The 23273-nt window shown below is 46.8% G+C and carries 21 protein-coding genes; 2 read left to right on the top strand and 19 right to left on the bottom strand.

Going from position 1 to position 23273, the window contains the following annotated elements; all coding sequences use genetic code 11:
- Positions 1 to 8 precede the first annotated feature (8 nt).
- The gene (locus BLHYD_RS09505; protein WP_260784499.1) at positions 9 to 1082 is read right to left on the bottom strand and encodes an ABC transporter substrate-binding protein; all 1074 of its coding nucleotides are present in this window, start codon (positions 1080 to 1082) and stop codon (positions 9 to 11) included.
- 24 nt (positions 1083 to 1106) lie between these two features.
- Positions 1107 to 2516, bottom strand: coding sequence for a uracil-xanthine permease family protein (locus BLHYD_RS09510; RefSeq protein WP_005946230.1), 1410 nt, complete (start codon positions 2514 to 2516; stop codon positions 1107 to 1109).
- Between the two features lie 226 nt (positions 2517 to 2742).
- On the opposite strand from BLHYD_RS09510, the gene BLHYD_RS09515 reads away from it, so the two are divergent.
- The gene (locus tag BLHYD_RS09515) at positions 2743 to 3222 is read left to right on the top strand and encodes an S-ribosylhomocysteine lyase (protein WP_005946231.1); all 480 of its coding nucleotides are present in this window, start codon (positions 2743 to 2745) and stop codon (positions 3220 to 3222) included.
- A gap of 109 nt (positions 3223 to 3331) precedes the next feature.
- Here BLHYD_RS09515 and BLHYD_RS09520 read toward each other — a convergent pair whose 3' ends face one another.
- The 7 genes from BLHYD_RS09520 to BLHYD_RS09550 all read right to left on the bottom strand — a co-directional run bounded on the left by BLHYD_RS09520 (position 3332) and on the right by BLHYD_RS09550 (position 10927).
- Positions 3332 to 4798: a citrate/2-methylcitrate synthase gene (locus BLHYD_RS09520; RefSeq protein WP_005946232.1), complete on the bottom strand. Its 1467-nt coding sequence runs from the start codon at positions 4796 to 4798 to the stop codon at positions 3332 to 3334.
- A gap of 197 nt (positions 4799 to 4995) precedes the next feature.
- Positions 4996 to 7623, bottom strand: coding sequence for an ABC transporter permease (locus tag BLHYD_RS09525; protein ID WP_040350298.1), 2628 nt, complete (start codon positions 7621 to 7623; stop codon positions 4996 to 4998).
- On the bottom strand, positions 7620 to 8306 hold the full coding sequence (locus BLHYD_RS09530; protein ID WP_005946234.1) for an ABC transporter ATP-binding protein: 687 nt from the start codon (positions 8304 to 8306) through the stop codon (positions 7620 to 7622). The genes BLHYD_RS09525 and BLHYD_RS09530 overlap by 4 nt, the downstream gene beginning before the upstream one ends.
- Before the next feature lie 110 nt (positions 8307 to 8416).
- Entirely contained in the window at positions 8417 to 9334 is a 918-nt protein-coding gene (locus BLHYD_RS09535) for a sensor histidine kinase (RefSeq protein WP_005946235.1), read from the bottom strand.
- Complete coding sequence (locus BLHYD_RS09540; protein WP_040350299.1) at positions 9327 to 10025, bottom strand: response regulator transcription factor; 699 nt, start codon at positions 10023 to 10025, stop codon at positions 9327 to 9329. The genes BLHYD_RS09535 and BLHYD_RS09540 overlap by 8 nt, the downstream gene beginning before the upstream one ends.
- Positions 10018 to 10218 (bottom strand): hypothetical protein, encoded by a 201-nt coding sequence (locus tag BLHYD_RS09545; protein ID WP_021844678.1) that lies wholly within the window; start codon positions 10216 to 10218, stop codon positions 10018 to 10020. Before BLHYD_RS09545 ends, BLHYD_RS09540 begins: the two co-directional genes overlap by 8 nt.
- Before the next feature lies 1 nt (position 10219).
- The gene (locus tag BLHYD_RS09550) at positions 10220 to 10927 is read right to left on the bottom strand and encodes a GTP pyrophosphokinase (RefSeq protein WP_005946237.1); all 708 of its coding nucleotides are present in this window, start codon (positions 10925 to 10927) and stop codon (positions 10220 to 10222) included.
- Between the two features lie 299 nt (positions 10928 to 11226).
- Here BLHYD_RS09550 and BLHYD_RS09555 point away from each other — a divergent pair, with 299 nt between their 5' ends.
- A complete protein-coding gene (locus BLHYD_RS09555; protein WP_005946239.1) occupies positions 11227 to 11754 on the top strand; it encodes a hypothetical protein in 528 nt (175 codons plus the stop codon).
- Positions 11755 to 11870: 116 nt separating this feature from the next.
- Here the strand turns inward: BLHYD_RS09555 and BLHYD_RS09560 are convergent, their stop codons facing one another.
- The 10 genes from BLHYD_RS09560 to nifJ form a co-directional block, all read right to left on the bottom strand.
- A complete protein-coding gene (locus tag BLHYD_RS09560) occupies positions 11871 to 13118 on the bottom strand; it encodes a DUF1015 domain-containing protein (RefSeq protein ID WP_005946241.1) in 1248 nt (415 codons plus the stop codon).
- A 4-nt stretch (positions 13119 to 13122) separates the two neighbouring features.
- Positions 13123 to 14496, bottom strand: a complete 1374-nt coding sequence (locus BLHYD_RS09565) for an MATE family efflux transporter (RefSeq protein ID WP_005946243.1) — start codon at positions 14494 to 14496, stop codon at positions 13123 to 13125.
- Between the two features lie 31 nt (positions 14497 to 14527).
- Entirely contained in the window at positions 14528 to 15127 is a 600-nt protein-coding gene (locus tag BLHYD_RS09570; protein WP_005946245.1) for a histidine phosphatase family protein, read from the bottom strand.
- On the bottom strand, positions 15120 to 15500 hold the full coding sequence (locus BLHYD_RS09575) for a bifunctional adenosylcobinamide kinase/adenosylcobinamide-phosphate guanylyltransferase (RefSeq protein WP_021845351.1): 381 nt from the start codon (positions 15498 to 15500) through the stop codon (positions 15120 to 15122). The genes BLHYD_RS09570 and BLHYD_RS09575 overlap by 8 nt, the downstream gene beginning before the upstream one ends.
- A gap of 28 nt (positions 15501 to 15528) precedes the next feature.
- Positions 15529 to 16311, bottom strand: coding sequence for an adenosylcobinamide-GDP ribazoletransferase (locus BLHYD_RS09580; protein ID WP_005946249.1), 783 nt, complete (start codon positions 16309 to 16311; stop codon positions 15529 to 15531).
- A 12-nt stretch (positions 16312 to 16323) separates the two neighbouring features.
- Positions 16324 to 16845, bottom strand: a complete 522-nt coding sequence (locus tag BLHYD_RS09585; RefSeq protein WP_021845350.1) for a bifunctional adenosylcobinamide kinase/adenosylcobinamide-phosphate guanylyltransferase — start codon at positions 16843 to 16845, stop codon at positions 16324 to 16326.
- 7 nt (positions 16846 to 16852) lie between these two features.
- Positions 16853 to 17902 carry a nicotinate-nucleotide--dimethylbenzimidazole phosphoribosyltransferase gene (cobT, locus tag BLHYD_RS09590; RefSeq protein ID WP_005946253.1) on the bottom strand — a complete coding sequence of 350 codons (1050 nt, stop codon included), beginning with the start codon at positions 17900 to 17902 and terminating at the stop codon, positions 16853 to 16855.
- 173 nt (positions 17903 to 18075) lie between these two features.
- The gene (locus BLHYD_RS09595) at positions 18076 to 18498 is read right to left on the bottom strand and encodes a GtrA family protein (protein ID WP_005946254.1); all 423 of its coding nucleotides are present in this window, start codon (positions 18496 to 18498) and stop codon (positions 18076 to 18078) included.
- The gene (locus BLHYD_RS09600; RefSeq protein ID WP_005946256.1) at positions 18495 to 19442 is read right to left on the bottom strand and encodes a glycosyltransferase; all 948 of its coding nucleotides are present in this window, start codon (positions 19440 to 19442) and stop codon (positions 18495 to 18497) included. The genes BLHYD_RS09595 and BLHYD_RS09600 overlap by 4 nt, the downstream gene beginning before the upstream one ends.
- 104 nt (positions 19443 to 19546) lie before the next feature.
- On the bottom strand, positions 19547 to 23089 hold the full coding sequence (gene nifJ, locus BLHYD_RS09605; protein WP_005946258.1) for a pyruvate:ferredoxin (flavodoxin) oxidoreductase: 3543 nt from the start codon (positions 23087 to 23089) through the stop codon (positions 19547 to 19549).
- Positions 23090 to 23273 lie beyond the last annotated feature (184 nt).

A 23273-nucleotide genomic window follows, 5' to 3' on the forward strand; every position in this document is an offset into this window, starting at 1 on the left:
CACTGTTCTCACGCTGCACTTGGAAGCCCTAACTGCTCCTCGGTCACATCGATCTGGAAAAATGTCTGATAGAAATCCCGAGCTTCTTCCATAAATTCCTCCTGGCTGTATACCTCTGGGTGCAGCATACAAGTAAGCCACAGCACACCCAGCACAGAAGAAGGAGTTGGATAATCCCACGCTTCAATCTGCGAGGGGAAGGTCCACACATTTCCGTCTGCCACAGCCTGTACCCCTGACAAAGCGTCGTCATTTTTCAGATCATCCAACGTATACTCGGCATAATTCACCGCGAAAATCCACTGAGGATTCCAGTTCAACAACTGTTCTGCAGAAATCGTCTGCCAATAACCATCTGTCAGCTCTTCAGACACATTGATTCCGCCTGCCATCTGAATCAAGTCGTTCTGGTACATTTTAGAAGTACAGGTACTCAGATAATCAGAGCCTGCCGCCAGATACACGGTCGGCTTATCCTCCAAATCCGCAGTCAGGCTTCTGGCTTTTTCCATCTTTTCATGGTAGTAGTCTAACAGCTGCTTTCCGGTCTGCTCAGTCCCCGTCACCTGGGCCAGAAGTTCTACACAGGCTTCAAAATCTTCCTGGGTCTCCGGATTCACCACAATCACAGGAATTCCCAGTTCTTCAAAGGATTCTACACTGTCTTCCAGGCGAAGCGGTATGATAACCGCATCAGGCTCCAAAGCTGCAGTCTCTTCCACGTTAATTCCCTTGCCAGAGCCCACTGCCGGAAGTTCTAAAAGCTCAGGTGCAGCCAGCTTATACAGCTCTCTGGTGTCCGCTTTCTTCTCAATTCCCACCAGGCCATCCTCACATCCCAACGCAATCAGCAAAGCCGTGGAAATATAGTAGGCAGAGACCAGCTTTTTTGCCGGACCGTTCAAAGTAACTTCCCTGCCCGCCTGGTCCGTAACCGTAATACTTTCTTCACTCTCTGCCTTTTGGTCCGTCTCCTGTTCCTGCGTGGTCTGACTCTCCGTCTTGCCGCCGCAGCCTGCAAAGACCGTGCACAGCAGCGCCGCAGTCAAAAAAGCACAACAGCAGCGTTTCCAATTCTTCATCTTTTTTGTCCTCCTTTCTAAAGTTTAGTTTGACTTTTCATTTGTACGCTCTTTTGGCAGCACCACATTCAATATAATCGCCATCAAAGCCGCCGGCACAATACCGGAACCGCCAAATACCAGCTGAACCGCCTGCGGAAGATGTGTCAGCACTCCGCTGTTGGCTCCGATTCCATATCCAAGTCCTAGAGCCACTGAGACAATCGTAATATTTCTGGTGGTCAAAGGATTTTTCGTAATCAACTGAATTCCACTGACTACAATGGACGAAAACATCATCACTGCCGCCCCGCCGAGCACACTCTGAGGCATGATGGATATCAAAGCCGCCAGCTTTGGAAACAGACCGCACAGCACCAAAAAGATCGCCCCCATAGCCAAAGCTGTCCGGTTCACAATTTTCGTCATCACAACCAGGCCCACATTCTGACTGAAAGAAGTATTCGGCAGAACTCCGAATATCGCTGCAAAGCTGGATCCCAGACCGTCACAGATCACGCCGCCGGACAATTCCCGGTCTGTCGCCTCTCGATTTAGTCCGCCTTCCATCACACCGGAGATATCTCCGACCGTCTCCACTGCCGTCACAATAAACATAATCATAACCGGGAGAATCGCCCTCCAGTCAAAGACCAGTTTTACCGGCATCAGCTTGGGAACCGCGAACCAGGAAGCCTCTGCAACCTTATCCCAATTCAGCACCCACGCCTTTGTAAATTCCGTGCCGTCCGCGCTCACGCCAGTGGTCGGAAGAACCGCTCCCATAATTGCAGCCACCACATAACCTACAATAATTCCGATAAGAATAGAAGAAGAGCTGGTCATTCCCTTGGTTCCATGCTTCAAAGCCACAATGACAATCAGAACTATGACTCCCAGAAATAGATTTTCTACAGACCCAAAGTCAGCGGCGGAATCCCCGCCCCCAAAGGAGTTCACACCCACTGCAATCAAAGACAATCCAATGGACAGCACCACGGTTCCCGTCACCACTGCTGGGAAAAATCTGCGCAGTGGCTTCAAGCAGAATCCCAAAATCCCCTCAAAGATTCCACCTATAATCGAAGCGCACATGATCGCGCCATAGGCCACGACACCGCCTCCCATCACTCCTACCACACTGTTGAACACTCCGATAAAGCCAGAACTGGTTCCCATGATGATGGGTACCTTGCCGCCCACGGGGCCAATGGCAAACAACTGCACCAAGGTGACAAGTCCCGCAATCAACATTGCATTCTGCAGCAGCGTCACCTGCAAATTGGCAAATTCACTGCCCGCACCTAGGCCGCAGGCACCCGTGATAATCAAAATCGGGGTAAGGTTTCCCACAAACATTGCCAGTACATGCTGCAATCCAAGCGGAATTGCTTTCTTCAGTGGAAGTTTGCCATAAAAATCATATTCCGCACCATTTACATTTTGCTGATTCATGTTTTCTCTCCTTATTGATCTTTATTCGCCTACTGTCAGTGTACTGTATCGGCAGCATTTCGTCAAATTCTTCGACACCGCCAATCGCCAGTTTTTGACACAGCACGTAAAAGTATAACGGATTTTTTCACTCTTGTATAGAAAAAATTTTCCAAAACCTCAGGTCTTGTAACTGGCTTTCTTTTTTGCTAAAATAGACAAAGTACATAGAGAAAGGAGTCCACTCATGGAAAAAATCGCAAGCTTCACCATTGACCATATAAAATTGCAGCCTGGAATCTACGTCTCCCGCAAAGACCGGGTGGGCGGCCAAGTCATCACCACCTTTGACATCCGCATGACCTCTCCCAATGAGGAACCTGTCATGAACACGGCGGAACTGCATGCCATGGAGCATCTGGCTGCCACCTATCTGCGGAACCAACCGGACTTCAAGGACAAAGTAATTTACTGGGGACCCATGGGCTGCCGTACCGGCAATTATCTGCTGATAAACGGCGACTATGAATCCAAAGACATTGTCCCCTTGATGATTGAGACCTTTGAATTCATCCGTGATTTCGAGGGAGAGATCCCGGGTGCCACCCCAAAGGACTGTGGCAACTATCTGGACATGAACCTGGGAATGGCAAAATACCTGGCAAAAAAATACTTAGACGACGTGCTCTATCAGATCACTGAAGAACGTCTCATCTACCCTCAGTGATAATCGGATAGTCTTCTATCCAGCGCGATACCGTAGACAGCTTATCGCACAAACGGCCCCTTGGCACAGAAGCTTTTAAGCAGCTTCAGCGCCAGAGGGCCGTTTCGTCTTATTGATTATCTTTATCTGTCTGAGTCTCTTTCTCTTCCTTTTTTTCCTCCGGCTGCTCTTGTGATACCGACGCAGCAGCGATGTCCTCCTCACCTACCTGCCGTATCTGTCTCTCTGAGATCTTTGTATATTGTCTATGCTCTCCCACATATTTGTAAGCAGGGCGGATGATCTTGCCTGCATTCACCAGCTCTTCCATTCTGTGTGCACACCAGCCAGAAATACGGGCAATCGCAAAGATGGCTGTGAAAAGTTCTTTTGGAAGCCGAAGCATGCTGTACACAAAACCACTGTAGAAGTCCACGTTTGCACACAGCGGTTTAAACAACTGACGTTTCTCCATGATCGCATCAGCTGCGATTTTCTCTACCCGTTCATACAGTGCAAACTCTTCTTCTCTTCCTTTTTCCGCTGACAGCGCCTTTGCATATTTCTTTAGGATCACAGCCCTTGGATCAGACAAAGTATAGACTGCATGTCCCATTCCATAGATCAAGCCACTGTGGTCAAAAACCTTACCGTCCAACATCGCATCCAGATACTTTCGGATTTCTTTTTCATCCTCCCAGTCTTTGATATGTCCTTTGATGTCCTCAAACATATCCTGAACTTTCAGGTTTGCTCCTCCGTGCCGAGGTCCTTTCAAGGAACCCAAGGAGGCCGCAATCGCAGAATAGGTATCCGTGCCCGTGGAGGAGATGACATGCGTAGAAAACGTGGAGTTATTACCACCACCGTGCTCTGCGTGAAGAATCAAAGCCACATCCAACACTTTCGCCTCTAGCTCACTGTACTCTCCATTGTTTCTTAGCAGTCTCAGAATATTCTCCGCTGTGGACAGCTCTGGCAGAGGATAGCGAATAATCAAGTGTTCCCTCTTATGGTAGTGCCGGTAAGCCTGATAACCATAGACAGAAATCAAAGGCATCTGGGCGATCAATTTCAAGGACTGATTCAAGACATTAGGAATCGAGATATTGTCGGGGTCCGAATCATAAGAATACAAAGTTAATACCGATTTTTGCAGCATGTTCATCATGTTGCCGCTAGTGGATTGCATGATTACTTCACGCACGAAATTGTCCGGCAGGTCCCTGTAGTAGCTTAAAATCTTTAAGAACTCCTGAAACTGTTCCTCTGTGGGCAAGCTGCCAAACAAAAGCAGATATGTCACTTCCTCAAAGGTAAATTTCTCATGCTGGCTCCCAGTAATTAGATCTCCCACATTATAGCCTTGGTAATACAACTCTCCGTCCACCGGAATTTTTCGGCCGTTGATCACACGGTACGCACTGACATCCGAGATTTCCGTCAGCCCCGTGAGTACGCCTTTTCCGTTGGAATCACGCAATCCTCTTTTCACATCGTATTCTATGTATAAATTCGGATCAATTCTTCCTGATTTTTTGCAGTACTCTACAAGTTGTTTCATCTTTTGGTCCATATCGCTTGCTTTCATTTTCATACCTTCCTTTCTGACTCACAAATATCGGTCTTTGTATCAAGAGGACGAATCTGGCCGCTTTGCCAGATTCGTCCTCTACTATGGTATAGTATAATATGACAAAAGTAACTTTGTAAAGTTATTTTTCAAGTATTTTCTCCAATTTTACTTAAGAATGTTACTCTTCCAGCTAAAATAACTTTTCTGTTTGCCCTCTGCTATACAGATGCCCTGCGAAGCTGTTCCACGAGACTCTCCTTTTTCAACTTCCGATATGCCAGCAGCGGTACGAGCACCGCCACCACAAAAAAAGCCGGGAGAATCATCAGATACGGGAGGACTGTAAACTGATACTGAAAAAACAGGATGACTTTTTCCAGCTGTTTTACAACTCCAAAAGATAAGAGAACACCCAGCACGAGGCTGACTGCTGAGGCTAAAAATACATAGACCACACCTTCTAAAATCAACATCTTTTTCAGTTGATCCTGAGTCATTCCTACACTTCGTAGCACCACAAACTCCTGCCGCCGCGCATGGATTCCCGTCAGTATACTGTTGACAAAATTTAGCACAGCGATTAAAGATACCACAAAGCTCAAAGATACACCGATCAGGCGCACTGTGCCAATCCACTGCTCATATTCCCTGGCCAAAGACTCTCTAGTCACACACCCCATCTTACTGTTCATACTCCGAATATAGCTGTCCACGTAGCTCGAAAAAGCTTCCCGGCAGTTTTTTTCCACCTCATAGGACACTGCCATGATCGAGGTATATCTGGAATTTTTCAACAGATCTTCCCGGGGCAGAATCAAGTCCAGCCCATTAGCGACATAGGAATGACAGGACATGCTGGCTGGAATCTCCACCACGGCCATTACTTCGTAGACCTTAGCGACCGTATCGCTCCAGCCCGAAAATCCTTTCTCTCCAATATTAGGCTTAGACCCCTTCGTCAAAAGATCTATGGTGATCCGTTCTCCTGGCTGATAGATACTTCCGGTGGGACGATCCTCTTCTCCAAAAACTGTGACCAAAACAAATTTTCCCGTCTCAAACTTTTCTAGATCAATCTGTCCTTCCACCACTTTCAGGTACTGCAAAAGTTCCGTGTCATAGGCATAACGATGACCCGATATTCCTTTCTTGCCGTCCATGACTTTTTCGATCTCTCGTGTCCCGCCGTAGATTTCCTCTGTCTTTAACTGGCCTCTCTCATAGAAGTCCCGATATCTTTGCAGTGCTTTCTCTGCTGGTATCAAATCAGGCGACCCCACCTGCAAATACATATCCTGGCGGCCTGTGACCCCTTTTTGACTGTCAGCCCCTCTCAGATATTCCTCGTCGATGGTGAAATCAAGCTCTCTTGGAGAACCTAATGTATAATTCGTGTTGGCCAAGATAAAATCTCCAATAATCCGGTCATCCAGATAGGCGTCTAGCTTAAAACTTCCCGCTGCAGTCATTACTAAGCTTAACACCAACACACTCAGCGTCAACGACGAAACCACCATAACTGTTTTCTTTCGATTTCTCCCCATATTGGACAAAGCCATAGACAACAACCGATTCCGTAACCTGTTCTTTCTCGTGCGAAGCCTTTCCTGTCCAGTCCCCACATATTTAACAGCCTCCACCGGCGATACTTTTCCTGCGATCTTGCTTGGCTTTCTGCTGCTGAGCCACACAGTAACGGCCGAGAACACACCACTGAATAGAAAAATCCACGGACTAAACTGCAGTCTAAAATTCAAGTATTCATAATCAGTCCCCCGAAATATCAGAGGCATCAATATTCTTGCAGTCTGATATCCCAGCAGCATTCCCAACGGAACTGCCCCGGCACACAGCAGCATGACCTGTCGGCGTACCAGACGCCTTAACTGCCTCTTCGTCGTTCCCAAAGTCTTCAGCAGACCGTAAAATTGAATATCCTGCACAATGGAGATCTGAAAAACATTGTAAATAATCAGATACCCTGTCGTCAGAATGACCAAAAGAGCACTGAGAAAGATTCCCACCGTCAGAGGGTCCATACTACCCGTCTTCGTACTTATATATCCCCAGTTTACCCCATATTCCACTTCCTGGTCAGGAATGTAGCCTGCATCCTCAATGATCTTTTTAAGGTTCTTTTCAATATGTCTGGAATTTCCGAAATTTATATGAACCTGATACTTACCCACCAGCTCCGTGTTTCCCTGCTGACTTTGATTCCATCTGTCCACTTCTTCGTTTGTGTACTGACCTCTCAGTTCTTCCCAGTATGCCGGGGAGACATAGACGGTACTAGCGTGCTTCACCAGATCTCCCTCATACCAGCCACTGACCCGAAAAGTCTCAGTCACCTCGCGCCCCATAAACGAGAACCTAAGTGGCACAAGCTGGCCGATCTTATGGGGAAGATTTAACTCATCTAACGTCAGAGTATCCACAACCATCTCATCTCTAGCCTGTGCAAGACCGCCTTCTTCAAGGTGAACCATTGTATTTTCCAGTTCACCCATGCCCGAAGGACAACGAATCTCTGTCTGTCTCTGGTTTAAGTTGGACGCGAAACCTATGAAAATATCCCAACTGTAGTTTTTAACCAGTGGATTGTCCACGATCTCTTCCATCTGTTCCTGCGTCACTCGTTTCAGGCCGCCATGTGCTTTTGTGCCCACCTCCCTCATCAGCTCTGTCTGGGTGGCCTGAATGAAACCAATTCCCAGAGAAAATAGAACCGTAAACATAAGACCTGTCAGCACAATCGCCGCAGCCGCAAATAGATTTCTCACCTTATTCTTTCTGAGGCATTTCACAGATAAACGCCGAATTAGGGCGCCATTGTTGTTTTTCATTTTGTATCCTCCCATGATTGGCTTATAATTCTCCCGTCCTCAATGTGGATGATGCAGTCACAAAGCTGGGCCAATTCTTCATTATGTGTAATCATCAAGATTGTCTGATGAAACTGTTTTCCTGTCGTCTTTAATAGCCCCAATACCTCCTGGGAATTCCGGGAATCTAGATTTCCTGTCGGTTCATCAGCCAGCACAATCGCAGGCTTTGCCGCCAGCGCCCTGGCAATCGCTGCCCTTTGCTGCTGTCCGCCTGAGAGCTGACCGGGCAGACTATCCCGCTTTTCTTTCATTCCCAGTACCGTCAGCAGTTCCTCTACAAAAGCCTGATCTGGTTTCCTGCCGTCTAGTTCCAAAGGCAGGACAATGTTCTCATAGACAGTCAAAATCGGAAGCAGATTATAGCTTTGAAATACAAACCCTATGTTTCTCCTCCTAAAAATCGTCAGTGCAGTCTCATTAAGCTTTGAGAGCTCCTGTCCACGCACCCAAACGCGGCCACTGGTGGCATAATCCAAGCCGCCCAGCACGTGCAGCAACGTGGATTTTCCGGAGCCCGATGTCCCAACTACCGCTGCAAATTCCCCTTCTTCCACGGTCAGATTCACCCCATCCAAAGCTTTCACCTGGCTCTCACCTTCCCCGTAGTATTTTTTAAGCCCCTCGGTTCTCAAAATCTCCATGCACCTTTCTCCCTTCGCGTTTCTATACTGTATATTCTTATGATACCGTTTACTTCTTACAGCCTTCTGACAGACAAAGAAAAAAGTTCTTACAAAAATGTAAGAACTTTTTAAACCTTACGTTCACCGTTCAAAAAGAAAAGAGAAAAACGGCTTCCCCTTCCCAACTCGGATTCCACAGTGATATAACCTCTTTCCTTCTGCAAGATCAATTGAGACAAGTAAAGCCCCAGACCATTGCCTTCCATCTCCCTTACCTGTCCGCTTCTCCAAAATCTCTGAAAAACCTTTGGGTAATCTTCCTTTGCGATTCCCATCCCCTGGTCAGTCACATCCACTCTTGTATATAGTTCCATGGGCCTGACCTCTATTTTCACTATAGAGCTTTTCGGTGAATACTTAATCGCGTTTTCCAAAACATTTCCCAAAGCTTCCACCGTCCATTTCCGGTTATGCCACACATAGCAATCTGAAAATTCTTTCAATACCACCTCCATCTGCTTTTGAGCTGCCTGAGCATAAACCCCACTGACACTCATAGCCAAAGTCTCCTTCAACCCTTGACTTTCAGATGAAAAAGTCAGCATTCCACTCTCCAATCTGGAAGATCTGACCAGAGCTCCAATCAACCACTGCATTTTCTGGGCCTGGCTCTGTGTCTGAACAAGAAATCCCCTCTCCTCTTCAGTGGTGAGATCTCCTTGCAACAGCAGTTCTGTGTACATCACCACATTGGCAAGAGGAGTCTTCAACTGATGGGATAAATCGGACAAAAGCGCCGCCATCTTTTCTTTTTCCTTGACAGATTCCTGCTCCTTATATTCGGCAGTTTCGAGAATGCGGCTGAGCTGACTGGACAGTTTTCCCTCCCAAGTCTCATCGTTTTCATTCTCTTTGATTCCTCTATCCGATCGAAAGTTTTCTAGCATTCTCTCTAAATGCCGATACTCTCTTCGCCGCCGACACAGACTCACAACCGCCCCAGCCACACAGAAGACAGCTATGGCAGTCATCACACCTTCAAGCATTTTTCAAATCCTCCCAGAGATACCCCATGCCATGAATCGTTTTTAGGTACATGGGATTCGAGGGATCTGACTCTATTTTCTTTCGAAGACGCCTTATATTAACCGCCAAAGTATTTTCATCCACAAAATTGGATTCAGAATCCCAGATTACCGCCAAGATCTGCTCCTTTAGCAATACTTGATTGGGATTTTTTAGAAACAACCGCAGCAGGCGGTATTCCGTCATACTCAGATTCAAACTCTCTGCACCTTTTCGGACTGATGTCCGTGACTCGTCTAAGAAAATCTCTCCGCTTTTGAGGATATGATTTTCTACCCCGCCTTTTTGTTGACGTTCCAGAAGTTTCCGAAGTCTTGTTCTGAGTACCGTCAGGGAGAACGGCTTTGTCAGATAGTCGTCTGCCCCTGTCTCTAGTCCCATGACCTCATCCGTCTCCATATCCCGGGCCGTCACCATCAAGATCGGAACCTGAGAGTTTTTCCTGATCTCACGACAAAAACTCATGCCGTCTCCGTCCGGCAGATTCAGATCTAACAAAACGGCATCTGGTTTCTCCTGTCGGTACAGAACTCTCCCTCCCCCTAAGCTGCCAGCCATCACCACCCGATACCCCTCCTTCTCCAGATAGAATTTTATTCCTTCTGCCAACCCCCTGTCATCCTCCACGATAAGAATCTTATTTTCACGCATTTTCTTTGCTCTCCATCTCATGAGCCTGACGATAGATCTCACAGCCTGCATGATGCACACAGTTTTTTTCCTGACAATACATGACGTCCAAGCGCCAACCCTGCTCTGTTTTTTGATATTCGCAGCACACGCTTTGAATTCCATTGCAGGTTCTGCAAAAACCAACAACACATTCTTCCCGAATCTCACTCATCTTACATCCGTCTCTCCTCAATTTCCAAGTATTCTGATTCCGTAGTCTGCATTTCTCTCTCAGCTTCCTGCGCCAACATCTGCCACCAAGGAATCTCCGGCTCATTCACATCTCCTAGCCTTCCCGTCTCGTTGTAGGCTTCAAACTGTTCTTCTATGTTCTCCAGCACCTTCGCATACTGCTGAAAAGCTGCCGCCAGTTCTTCTCTGTGCTCCGGCTGCTTTTTGTAGCAGATTCTATGCTCCATGCTGGCCCAAAAATCCATCGCCATGGTCCGAAACTGTATCTCCACTGGGAAATATTCCATAGTATCCAAATAATATACCGGCACACCCACGATCATGTGGAAGCTTCGGTATCCGTTGGGTTTTGGATTCGTGATATAGTCTTTCTCCCGAATCACAATTAGCTCCACATGACGTTTTAGAGCATTCACAAGGTTATGAATATCATCCACAAAATAACAAATTACCCGGATACCAGCCACATCCAACAGATGATCCTTTGCGTTTTGTACACTGTCTGAATAATTCATCCTCTCCAACTTCTCTTCAATACTCTTTTTTTCTTTCACCCGCTCCTGGATATGGTGAATCGGCTCTGAGGATTTCAAATATAGGTTATGATTAAGCACCTCCAGCTTCATCCTCATAATCGCGTTCGCGTTCTGGTAGGGCTGTATAAAATCATAATACTGTTCGTTTGTCATTGCTTTACTCCTTCTATATGGCAATTCTTTCGTCCCCTCGCCATATCTCTTCTTTCGTAGTTTAACATATAACTATGAACTTTTTATAGTAATAATCTAAATTTTTCATCCCTTTCTAAAATTTCTATTAATTTCCAGTTAGCCGCCGTTTCTACAAGAATAGTAACGATTCAGCCATAACAGCTCGGATTAGCTGCTGCGCAGCTTATATCGCCACATATGCGGCTAAATCCTTGCTTTTTCCAGCCTCATCCACTATAATGAAAACAGAAAATTTCATGATATGCGGAGGATGAAATATGAATCAACAGCTTTACGACGAAGCGGTTCGTTCGGAACTGCTCTCCAAACAACTCATCAGTACCCTGCTGGAATCTGTGGATTACGGCAGCATTTCCTTTATCAACTGGTCTATCGAAGTCTTATCTGTCATCAAGACCCGTCTGGACCGGGGAGATAAAATTATAGACGAAGTGTCCGGCGAGAAATATACAGCCTCTTCATTTGAAAAATTTGTCAGAAAAAATTTCTCTTCCTACATTTTCAGCCAGGTATATGCGGAAGACCACAAAAAAGAAAAAGTCTATTTCAACCTGGAACGCCATGGAAATGGAGAGTATAATCTGATTATGTCAGAGACTACTCACAATAAGACTTACCGCTGGATTTCCAGTCTAAGTGAACGCTTCTCCCTTGTGGAAATGATTGCCACCGGCATTGTCTATCTAAAGGACAACAAAAACGACAGTTACTCCCCCTTCCTCTCAGAAAATGGAAAGTACTGCCAGTATGATAAGACTAACGGAATTATCCGTGAGCTCTCCTAAAGATGTACGGCTGCAATCAGGTATTTCGCCTCGCGGCGGCACATTAAATAAGCTCTTCTGTTGTCAAATAAAAACGCAGCTCCATAAACGATCTCTCATCTATGGGGCTGCGGTTTTTATTCACTTAACGAATGGATAAACAATCCACTTCTTAGCTTCGGCTCAAACCATGTGGACTTGGGAGGCATAATTTCACCTGCATCCGCAATCTCAATCAGCTCGTCAATCGTTGTGGGATACATGGCAAATGCAATACCACCATTTTCGTCTGCCATATTCTCCAACTCTTTTAATCCCTTAATTCCGCCGACGAATTTGATTCTCTCATCTGTCCGCGGGTCCTCGATTCCCAGAACCGGCGCCAACAGATTTTCCTGTAAAATCGAGACATCCAGACTTGCAATTGGGTCTTCCTGATTATAGGAATTCTCCCTCGCCCTCAGATGATACCACTGTCCGCCCATGTACATACCAAAGCAATGGCGCTCCGTGGGTTTACACGGAAGTCCTGGAAAATACAAAAGCTCAAAGTTTTCTTTCACTCGGCTTAAAACAGTCTTCTCATCCATCCCATTGCGGTCCTTGACCAATCTATTATACGGTAGAATTTTCATGCGCCTGCAAGGGAAGAGCACGGAGAGAAAATAATTAAATTCTTCCTCTCCGGTGTAATCTGGGTGTTCTTGTCTTCTCTTTCTCCCCACTTTCACCGCCGACGCGGCCCTGTGATGGCCATCCGCAATATAAAAGCTGCTGATCTGTCCAGTCATTTTCCAGATACTCTTTATGGCTTCTGGATCCTGGATTTTCCAGACTCTGTGAAAAATGCCATCTTCCTCCTGGAAATCATATTCCGCCTCATGAACAGTCATCCAATGGTCCATGAGATCGATCAGTTCATCAGAAAACCGGCCTGTCAAAAAAATCGGCCCCGTATTGGCATCGCAGGTATCCACATGGCGAATACGGTCTTCCTCTTTCTCTTCTCTGGTCAATTCATGGCGTTTCACCACATGGTTCAGATAATCATCGATGGAGGCACAGCCTACGAGACCAGTCTGTATGTACTCTCCCATCTGCTGCTGATAGATATAGTAACAGGGAATCGAATCTTTTTGATAGACCCCCTCCTTCTTCATCCTCTCTAAATTTTCACGGGCTTTCTCATACACTTTAGAGGAATATGGGTCCACAGCCGGACCCAAATCAATCTCCGCTCTGTCCACATGAAGAAACGAATAAGGATTCTCCTTTCCGAGTTCTTCTGCCTCTTTTCTGGTCACCACATCATAGGGTAAAGCCGCCACTTGCTTCGCCAACTCTTTCGTGGGCCGAAGAGCAGCAAACGGTCTGAATGTTGCCATTTTATTACCTCCTAGCAATTTTTTTCGAGTCTTTCAGCTCCGGTAAAACCGTAGCCAACATGGTTATAAAACAGGCGCTGCCGCCGATCAAATTCGAGATCGGCTCTGCCCAGTAAACACCCAAAACTCCCAAATTTCCCACATGAGGGAGCCACAAAGTCAAAGGAACTACAATCACTGCCTTTCGAAACAGCGAGAAAAAAGTGGCTTTCTTCGCCTTCCCTAAAGCCACAAACACACTCTGTCCAGAAAACTGCAAAGCCATAAAACAAAAACCAAAAAAATAAATATGAAGCGCCGGGGTACTCGCCTGGACCAAAGCTGCATCTCCATTAAAAATGCGGATAAAAATTTCTGGAAACAGTTTCACAACCAGCCACGCCGCAAATGTATAGACAATACAGACTATCGCCGTAAACCGGATTCCCGCCTTGACCTTTCCATAGGCCTTCTCTCCGTAGTTAAAACTCATGACCGGGGACGCACCGTTGGTCAGACCCTGAACGGGCATCGTAAAGATCTCTCTGACAGAATTCAAGATCGTCATAACACCCACATACAAATCTCCCCCAAAGCTCTGCAAGGTAGAGTTGCACGCCACTTGCACCAAACCATTGGTAAACGCCATAATAAAACCTGACATTCCCAGGGAGACAATCTTTCGAATTCTCTGCCACTGAAGCCTCATACTTTCACGTGTAAGGCGTAACTGCGCCTTCGAGCCCGTCAGAAATCGCAGAACCCAGACAGCCGAACAGCCCTGGGAGATAATCGTAGCAATCGCCGCGCCCCTGACTCCCTGGTGCAACGCAAAAATAAAAATTGGGTCCAGTATAATATTCAACACCGCCCCGATCAGCACAGTCAACATACTCATGTTTCCAAATCCCTGAGCACTCAGGAAATTATTCATTCCCAAGACAATCATCACAAAGATGGTTCCAAGAAGGTAGATTCGAATATACTCCTGTGCATATGGAAAAGTTACATCGCTGGCCCCAAATGCATACAGCACAGACCGGTAAAAGAGCAGCCCTAAAACCGTCAGGACCATGCCGGTCAGTACCAGCATCGCAAAGGTATTCCCCATCAGCATCTGAGCCTCTTTTTCATCCCCTTTGCCCCTCTCAATCGCGCACAGAGGTGCCCCACCGTTGCCATACAGCAGTGAAAACGCCGTGATTAAGGTAATCAAAGGAAAACAAAGTCCTACCCCTGTCAAGGCCAAAGTCCCCTCGCCGGCAATTCGTCCAATATAGATTCTGTCCACTATATTGTAGGTTAAGTTCAAAAGCTGAGCGGCTATCATCGGAACCGCCACTTCTACGATATTTCTCTGCACACTTCCTGTAGAAAAATCTGTCTGATGTATCTGCATGTGATCCCCTTTTTTCGTCTTGCGTTCTCTTCTATTGTATGGGAAGCCTGTCAATTACGTGAAGACTTCTCTTCCCCTTTTTCCAGAGATAGTAGTCCACTTCCACCTGATAGCCGCAGCCATTGTCTACCTGCCACTGATAGAATTCCTTCTGGGGTATGCCGTAGGCTTCCAGGATATTCATGATGGAACCGCCATGAATGACCAGCGCAGCCTCTTCCCAGTGATTTTTCATACAGCAGGCCACCGCTCTTTGAAATCCTCTCAGAGTCCGCCGCTGAAATTCCTCCCGGCTCTCTCCTTTAGGAAATGGCAGCATTCCCCCGCTGTCCACCCATCTTTGGTAGTTTTCGTTATCCGACAATTCCAGATAACTTTTATTTTCAAACTCTCCGAAATCACATTCTCTTAGTTCCTCTATAATGTGCAGTCCACAATCCGGATAGAGAATCCCAGCAGTCTGCACACACCGTCTCATGGGACTGACAAAGACCGCCTGTGCTCTGGGATAAACCGCCCTCTTTAAGAGGTCAATTCCCTCCTGGCACAAGGGTTCGTCTGTCACCCCGATATAGCGTTTCTTTTTATTTCCTTCCGTCTGAGAATGACGCAGCAAAAATAGCTTAAGCATCCTTAATCACCGTCCCTATTCCGCAAATCACCCGGTGAACTCTCGAAGAGGCTGCAGCCAACTCTGTACAAACTCTTCCCACCGTCTCCCGATATCTGCGCTCAAACGCGTCGATAGGCACCACTCCATATCCTACCTCGTCAGACACAATCAAAAGCTCCCCATTGCACACAAGCAATTCTTTGGCCAATTCAGCCACATCTCTCTCATCTTTCAGAGCCCTGCGTATAAATTCCTGAAAATTATAGACTCCTTTCGCGGCACACAGTTCCTCCCAGGAACAGGACGCCCCGTCTTGCCATTCACATTCCGGGTGCAGCTTTTTCGCATACTCCAACTGTCCCTGAAATGCTCCTCCCACAATCAATTCCATCTTTTTCACCTTTTCCACAAATCATCTATCACCACAAAGTTCCACCTTTTAACAGTGTCAACACTGCCGTGGCAATCATCACACACAGCTCCGCCACCTGCAAAAACCAACCTGCCATGTCTCCATTGATACCGCCGAAATACCGATAAACCATATGACGAAAATAAAGAAATACCAGTAAAACGACTCCCGCACACAAGACTCCCAAAGCAAGGTTCAGCCAGCACATCACCCCTGCACACAAAATCAGATAGACAGACAGCCAGACGCGAATCACCTTTTTGGATGCCCCATCGGAAAAAGTAGCCGCCAGTCCGGTGTTTTTCGCCAGCTTCAGACACACGATCGACAAACCACTCACAGACCGAAGCATCACATAGACAAAAATCAATGGCTGAAAAGTCCTGGCTTCAATCAGACTGACTGCTCCCGCGTACAAGACAAAATATACCGCACAGCAGATAATCGCAAATGCCCCTGCATGGGAATCCTTTAAAATCTCCAATCTGCGGTCACGTTCCTGCCAGGAACTCATCGCATCTGACACATCCAAAAATCCGTCCAGATGAATTCCCCCACTGATCAGCACAGGCAGTACCGTCAGCACACTGACTCGGAATAGCTGTCCCTGTGCCGTCCCCAGACTCTCGAACAGTTCTGCCACTGCCCACACCAGCAAACCAATCACCAAACCCACCATAGGAAAAAATCCCAAGGCATATCTCATATTCTCCCTGGACCACTGGCTCTGAGGCATGGGAATCTTCGAGTACATGGAAAATGCGATTTTAAATCCATTCCAAAATGCCATAAAACCCCTCCCTCAGTCTCTTCCTTTTATCCAGATCGGAATTCCATAGACCACTTCCGCTACCTGGTCAGCCATCTTCGCCAACCGGCAGTTAATCTCACCTAGATATTTTTGATACTTCCTGGTCTCTCCTTCATAGGCTGCTGCCTCAGAAAAAATTTCGTTGGTGACAATGCACAGATAAGAAGCCTGCGTACGCAGGCTTTCCACTCCCTCACAGATCTCTTCCACGGTCCGATCACCCGCACCATTCTCCAAAAACATCTCATTGGCAGTCAAATTTGACATACATTCCAGCAGAACCTGGCTTCCTTCAGGGACAGTCAGCTCTCTCAGCCCTAGATACCACTCTACCGTCTCAAATCCTTTTCCTGCTCTCATGGTCCGGTGTCGGTCAATTCTCCCATAGCTCTCCTTGTCATAGGGGAACATTGTGGCTATGTAAATTCGTCTAGCCTCCCCTTGCGCCTGTACACAGTTTTCTGCGAAAGCCGACTTTCCGCTGCCACTCCCCCCGGTAATCAATGTCATCATCGTATTCTCACTCCAAATGTTCATACTGTTCCAGATTGATATCATCAAAGGTACTCATGGTACGGTACACGGTCACCGCCTGGTCCAAAAGAGAAAATGCCGCTACCGCGCCAGTCCCTTCTCCCATACGCATCTGCGCCTGTATCATCGCTTCTTTTCCCATTGCGTCCAAAAGCCTTCTCGCCGCCGGTTCTTTAGACAGATGGGATGCTAAAATATAACCATCTGCGTTCGGACAAAGTCTGATGGCGATCAGCGCAGCCACACAGGAGATAAAGCCATCCATCAGCACAGGAATATGTCTGAGGGCGCCTCCCAGAAACAGGCCTACCATTCCTGCAATATCCAATCCTCCGACTTTTGCCAACACATCGACAGGGTCTTCCGGATTCGGCCTGTGCAGTTCAATTCCAGTTTTAATTGCATCAATCTTTCTCCTAAGTCCCTCACTGGAAAGACCTGCACCTCTTCCAGTCATCTCCTCCACCGGCGCTCCTAAGAGGACGCTGGCCACCGCACTGCTGGTAGTGGTATTTCCAATTCCCATCTCTCCGGTGGCGATCAGGCCATAGCCCTGGTCCGCCAATTCTCCAGCTACCTGGATTCCTACCTCGATTCCCTGGATTGCCTGCTGCCGGGTCATAGCCGGCTCCTTCACAAAATTCCTAGTCCCATAGGCCACCTTGTATCTGGGAACTTTCGTGTCCACTGCCATACCGATGTCGATAGGAACTACATCTGCGTGACACTGTCTACACATGACACAGGCCACTGAATTTCCCTCTAAAAAGTTCTCTGCCACCAAGGCAGTGACTTCTTGACCACTCTGCGAGACTCCTGCTTCTACGATTCCATTGTCCGCACACATCTCCACCAGAACCTTTCTGTTGATATCCACGTCCGTGCTACCAACGATCCCCGTCATCTGTGTAACCACATCTTCTAGCATTCCCAAACTATTCAACGGCTTCGCGATGCTGTCCCACCGCACTCTGGCCTGCTCCATTACTTTCGCATCCAAAGGCTGAATCTTTCTTATGGTTTCCTCTAATCTCATCTCTACCACTCTTTTCTATATTCATACTGTACCATAGTATCATAATCTGACAAAAAAACCAAGTCTTCAGATGAAAGACTTGGTTTTTCATGCAGCAGTTCGGCCATACGATGTGCAGAAAACAGAAAATATACTTGTATGTTTTTGCGAGCGAACATCTATCAGCACCTTTCTCAACTCCCTTTTTTTCCTCTGGTGAACACAAAAAACTTGCTGAATATATAGTTGAGAACCAGAACGCAAAACTGTATCAAAAATTTCCCAACCATATCCGGCATTTTCCAGACATCCACCAGCAGCCAGACTCCTCCCATCTCCAAAAGCATAGTAACTCCTCTCGCGCTAAAAAAACGCAGACAAGAGGGCAGATGCTGCCTCAGTCCATGGCAGGACTCCTGAAACACGTATTTTGAATTCACCACATAGGCAAATGAAACAGCCAATACAATAGAAAGGAAATTAGCCGGATTCAAAGACAGGTGAAAAAGTCTCCGAAAAATAAAAAAGGTCGCCAAGTTTACCAAAGTCGTGCATCCGCCAAAAAATACATAGCGAATCACTGAATTCTTATAACACTTCAACACCCATTTTCTCAAAATCTTTCCTCCTCTTGTGTCTTCTCCGATGCTGTCATCCTGGATATCAGATATCTGGGGCGTCGCCGGACTTCCTCATAAATTTTTCCGATATAAAAGCCGATGATTCCCAAACTAATCATCACACCGCTGCCAACTACCAGCAGAACCATCAAAAGAGTCGTATACCCTTCCACAGCCTGCCCTTGAAAATATCGGATCAGAGAATAAATTCCCAGAATTACCGAGCAGATCAGACAAGCCACTCCTCCGACAGTAACAAACTGTAGAGGGACCGTCGTAAACGCCACGATATTACGAAATCCATAAGAAATCAAAGAGCTCATTTTCCACTTGGACTCACCTCTCTGACGCTTCCCCACCTCATACTCCACCTGGGCAGTCTGATATCCAACCCATGAGGAAATCGCCCGAAAGAACAAATGCTGTTCTGGCATTCTCAAAACACTCTCCACGACTTTGCGGTCCAGCAACTTAAAATCAGAGGTATTCTCCATTTCTACATGCAAAGCCCTAGACAAAATTTTATAAAACCAACGAGCCCCCTCTCTGTGCACCGCTCCTTCCCTGCCTCGGTCTTTTTTGACTCCCTCCACAATCTGGCTTCCGCTCTCCCAGATTCGATACATGCGCACCAAGGCTTCTATGGGATGCTGCAAATCGCAGTCCATCACCGCGGCTGCATCCATCTTTGCCTGTGCCAATCCTGCAAAAATGGCCGCGTCTTTTCCAAAATTTCTGGATAATTCCAACCCTCGAATCCTCCGGCTGCGTTTTGCCTCCTGCTCAATCTTTTCCCAGGTGTCGTCACAGGAGCCGTCACTGACAAAAATAATTTCATATGGAATTTTCTCTTTTGTCAACTCCTTTTCCAGCTCCCCGGCTATCATCGGAATCATCTCTCCCTCATTGTAAGCAGGCAGTATCACAGACAAACCTCTCATCTAAAATCCTTTCTCTTACAAAAGGAGCCATTGCTCCTCTGATTTCTCAGATTCACAATGGCCCTTTTTCCGTTTGAACAATCTATTTTTCCCGCAAGTATGAATTATTCTTCTGCTCCATAAAGAGTGATTAATTTCTTCAGATATGCGTATCTTGCTTTCGCCTGAGCCTCATTAACCGCAAACAGTTTTGCAGCCTTCTCTGGGTTGGAACGTTTCAGAGAATTGTAACGAACCTCGCCGTCCAGGAATGCCTGATAATCTCCAGTAGGCTCTTTGGAATCCAGAGTAAATGCAGCTTTTCCTTCCTCAGCCAGAGCTGGATTGAAACGGAAGTTATGCCAGTAACCACACTCTACTGCCAACTGCTCCTCAGTCTGAGCTTTGCTCATACCTTTCTTGATACCATGGTTGATACATGGAGCGTAAGCGATAATCAGAGACGGTCCTGGATAAGCCTCTGCCTCTGCCAGAGCTTTTACAGTCTGGTTAAAGTCAGCGCCCATAGCGATCTGAGCTACATATACATAGCCATAGCTCATAGCGATGCTGGCCAGATCTTTCTTCTTCACTTCTTTACCGCCTGCCGCGAACTGCGCAATCGCACCGGTAGGAGTAGACTTGGAAGACTGTCCGCCTGTGTTAGAATATACCTCAGTGTCAAATACCATGACATTGATATCCTTGCCGCTTGCCAATACATGGTCCACACCACCGAATCCGATATCGTAAGCCCATCCGTCTCCACCGAAGATCCACTGAGATTTTTTGCTCAGGAAATCTTTCTGTACCAGGATCTCTTTTGCTTTGTCACAGCCACATGCCTCCAATGCAGCAATCAGCTTATCTGTAGCGGCTCCGTTTGTCACGCCGGACGCATAAGTGTCAATCCACTCCTGTCCTGCTGCTTTTACGTCCTCATTGCTGCCGTTTGCAACCAAATCTTCTACTTTCGCTTTCAGACCTTCACGGATTGCATTCTGAGCCAACAGCATACCATATCCAAACTCCGCGTTGTCCTCAAACAGAGAGTTGTCCCATGCAGGACCCTGTCCTTTGGCATTTACCGTGTAAGGTGTGGATGGTGAAGAGTTGCCCCAGATGGAAGAACAGCCTGTTGCGTTCGCAATGTACATTCTGTCACCAAACAACTGGGTAATCAACTTCGCATAAGGAGTCTCTCCACAGCCTGCACAGGCTCCTGAGAACTCGAGCAGTGGCTGTTTGAACTGGCTTCCCTTTACAGTAGTCTCTTTGAATTTCTCGATAACATCCTCTTTTACCGGAAGTTTCACTGCGTAATCAAAATATTTCTGCTGTCCTGCATTTGCTTCCATGTTCTCCATAGCCAGAGCTTTCACGCCCTTCTTGCCTGGGCAAACATTTGCACAGGAACCACAGCCGGTACAGTCATAAGCAGATACCACCATCGCGAACTTGTAGTCAGCCATGCCAGTCATCTTCAGAGTCTTCATGCCCTCCGGAGCATTTGCTGCCTCTTCCTCAGTCAGAGCAACTGGACGGATAACTGCGTGCGGACATACATAAGCACAGCGGTTACACTGAATACAGTTGTCTGGATTCCAGATCGGAATATCTACAGCGATACCACGTTTCTCATATGCGGAAGAACCGGATGGGGTAGTGCCGTCTACATAATCTTTGAATGCAGATACTGGCAGGGAATTTCCTTCCTGTGCACTTACCTTAGCCTGTACGTTGTTTACAAAGTCCACAACTTCCTGACGTCCCTCGCTTGCGTGAGTCAGAGCTAATCCCTCGTCCTCTGCGTCTTTCCAGCTTGCCGGAATCTGAACCTCTACAACCTGTTTCGCGCCTGCATCAATAGCATCGTAGTTCATCTGGACAATCGCGTCACCTTTTCTTCCATAGGTAGCTTTTGCAGCTGCTTTCATCAGCTCAATCGCATGCTCCTCAGGAATAATATTTGCAAGTTTGAAGAAAGCAGACTGAAGCACCGTGTTGATACGTCCACCAAGTCCGATCTCTTTACCGATCTTGATACCGTCGATTACATAGAATTTGATATCGTGGTTCGCGATGAAGGCTTTTACCTGTCCTGGCAGATGCTTCTCCAAGCCTTCCATATCCCATGGACAGTTCAAAAGGAAAGTACCGCCGTCTACCAGTTCCTGAACCATGTTGTATTTGTTCACATAAGAAGGATTGTGACATGCAACAAAGTTCGCTTTGTGAATCAGGTAAGTAGATTTAATCGGTTTCTTTCCGAAACGCAGGTGAGACATCGTCACACCGCCAGATTTCTTAGAGTCATAGTCAAAATATGCCTGCGCATACATGTCTGTATTGTCGCCGATGATCTTGATGGAGTTCTTGTTCGCACCTACAGTACCGTCTGCACCCAGTCCCCAGAACTTACAGTTGATGGTTCCTTCCGGTGTAGTTACCAGAGGCTCGCCCAGTTCCAGTGATAGGTTGGTCACGTCATCCACGATTCCGATAGTGAATTTTGCCTTCTCTGTGTTCTCATATACTGCTACGATCTGAGCAGGAGTCGTATCCTTAGAACCTAAACCATAACGTCCAGAGAAGATCGGAGTTGCATCGAATTTGGTTCCCTTCAGCGCTGCCACAACATCCAGATACAGCGGCTCGCCCAGTGCTCCTGGCTCTTTGGTTCTATCTAATACAGAGATCTGTTTTACGGTCTCAGGAATTGCCGCTACCAGAGCGTCTGCAACAAATGGTCTGTACAGACGTACCTTTACTACGCCGACTTTCTTTCCTGCCGCCATCAGATAATCGATAGTCTCTTCAATCGTATCATTTACGGAGCCCATAGCGATGATGACATGCTCTGCGTCTGCTGCTCCATAATAGTTGAACAATTTATAATCTGTTCCAATCTTTGCGTTTACTTTGTCCATGTACTCCTGTACAATTGCCGGGAGTACATCGTAGTACGGATTACATGCCTCTCTCGCCTGGAAGAAAATATCTGGGTTCTGTGCAGAGCCTCTCTGGCATGGATGATTTGGATTCAAAGCATGGTCGCGGAATGCCTGGATTGCATCCATATCTGCCATATCTTTTAAGTCCTCATAATCCCAAGTCTCAATTTTCTGAAGCTCATGAGAAGTACGGAAACCATCGAAGAAATTAATAAATGGAACTTTACCTTTGATCGCTGCCAAATGTGCCACTGGTGTCAGGTCCATTACCTCCTGTACACTGGACTCACAGAGCATTGCGCATCCCGTCTGGCGACATGCCATAACATCAGAGTGATCTCCGAAGATAGACAGCGCATGACTTGCCAATGCACGAGCAGACACATTAAACACACCTGGGAGCTGCTCCCCGGCAATTTTATATAAGTTTGGAATCATCAAAAGCAGACCCTGAGACGCTGTGTAGGTGGTGGTCAGTGCACCTGCTGCCAAAGAGCCATGTACCGCACCTGCTGCACCTGCCTCAGACTGCATCTCTGTAACCTGTACTTCACGCCCAAAAATGTTCTTTCTACCTTGGGTTGCCCACTCATCTGTAGCCTCTGCCATTACAGATGAAGGGGTAATCGGATAGATCGCTGCTACGTCGGAAAACGCATAAGACGCATGAGCCGCAGCATGATTACCATCCATGGTTTTCATCTTTCTTGCCATAGTTCTTTTCCTCCTTGAAAGATCTTATAATAATAAGTGTCTTCTAAAATTTCAGCCATTATTATAGCATAAAAAAAATTGTCCGTCTATCTACTTTCCCGGGATTTTCTGTATATAATTCTATACAAAGCGAAAGTCTCTCCCGCTTCATTCACACAGCCACTCGCCGCTTCTTTGCTCATAA

The sequence above is a fragment of the Blautia hydrogenotrophica DSM 10507 genome (assembly GCF_034356035.1).
In the GTDB taxonomy this organism is placed as follows: domain Bacteria; phylum Bacillota; class Clostridia; order Lachnospirales; family Lachnospiraceae; genus Blautia_A; species Blautia_A hydrogenotrophica.

Coding starts and splice junctions, on each gene's coding strand:
- BLHYD_RS09505 (WP_260784499.1), bottom strand. CDS start 1,082: ATGAAGAATTGGAAACGCTGCTGTTGTGCTTTTTTGACTGCGGCGCTG.
- BLHYD_RS09510 (WP_005946230.1), bottom strand. CDS start 2,516: ATGAATCAGCAAAATGTAAATGGTGCGGAATATGATTTTTATGGCAAA.
- BLHYD_RS09515 (WP_005946231.1), top strand. CDS start 2,743: ATGGAAAAAATCGCAAGCTTCACCATTGACCATATAAAATTGCAGCCT.
- BLHYD_RS09520 (WP_005946232.1), bottom strand. CDS start 4,798: ATGAAAATGAAAGCAAGCGATATGGACCAAAAGATGAAACAACTTGTA.
- BLHYD_RS09525 (WP_040350298.1), bottom strand. CDS start 7,623: ATGAAAAACAACAATGGCGCCCTAATTCGGCGTTTATCTGTGAAATGC.
- BLHYD_RS09530 (WP_005946234.1), bottom strand. CDS start 8,306: ATGGAGATTTTGAGAACCGAGGGGCTTAAAAAATACTACGGGGAAGGT.
- BLHYD_RS09535 (WP_005946235.1), bottom strand. CDS start 9,334: ATGCTTGAAGGTGTGATGACTGCCATAGCTGTCTTCTGTGTGGCTGGG.
- BLHYD_RS09540 (WP_040350299.1), bottom strand. CDS start 10,025: ATGCGTGAAAATAAGATTCTTATCGTGGAGGATGACAGGGGGTTGGCA.
- BLHYD_RS09545 (WP_021844678.1), bottom strand. CDS start 10,218: ATGAGTGAGATTCGGGAAGAATGTGTTGTTGGTTTTTGCAGAACCTGC.
- BLHYD_RS09550 (WP_005946237.1), bottom strand. CDS start 10,927: ATGACAAACGAACAGTATTATGATTTTATACAGCCCTACCAGAACGCG.
- BLHYD_RS09555 (WP_005946239.1), top strand. CDS start 11,227: ATGAATCAACAGCTTTACGACGAAGCGGTTCGTTCGGAACTGCTCTCC.
- BLHYD_RS09560 (WP_005946241.1), bottom strand. CDS start 13,118: ATGGCAACATTCAGACCGTTTGCTGCTCTTCGGCCCACGAAAGAGTTG.
- BLHYD_RS09565 (WP_005946243.1), bottom strand. CDS start 14,496: ATGCAGATACATCAGACAGATTTTTCTACAGGAAGTGTGCAGAGAAAT.
- BLHYD_RS09570 (WP_005946245.1), bottom strand. CDS start 15,127: ATGCTTAAGCTATTTTTGCTGCGTCATTCTCAGACGGAAGGAAATAAA.
- BLHYD_RS09575 (WP_021845351.1), bottom strand. CDS start 15,500: ATGGAATTGATTGTGGGAGGAGCATTTCAGGGACAGTTGGAGTATGCG.
- BLHYD_RS09580 (WP_005946249.1), bottom strand. CDS start 16,311: ATGGCATTTTGGAATGGATTTAAAATCGCATTTTCCATGTACTCGAAG.
- BLHYD_RS09585 (WP_021845350.1), bottom strand. CDS start 16,845: ATGATGACATTGATTACCGGGGGGAGTGGCAGCGGAAAGTCGGCTTTC.
- cobT (WP_005946253.1), bottom strand. CDS start 17,902: ATGAGATTAGAGGAAACCATAAGAAAGATTCAGCCTTTGGATGCGAAA.
- BLHYD_RS09600 (WP_005946256.1), bottom strand. CDS start 19,442: ATGAGAGGTTTGTCTGTGATACTGCCTGCTTACAATGAGGGAGAGATG.
- nifJ (WP_005946258.1), bottom strand. CDS start 23,089: ATGGCAAGAAAGATGAAAACCATGGATGGTAATCATGCTGCGGCTCAT.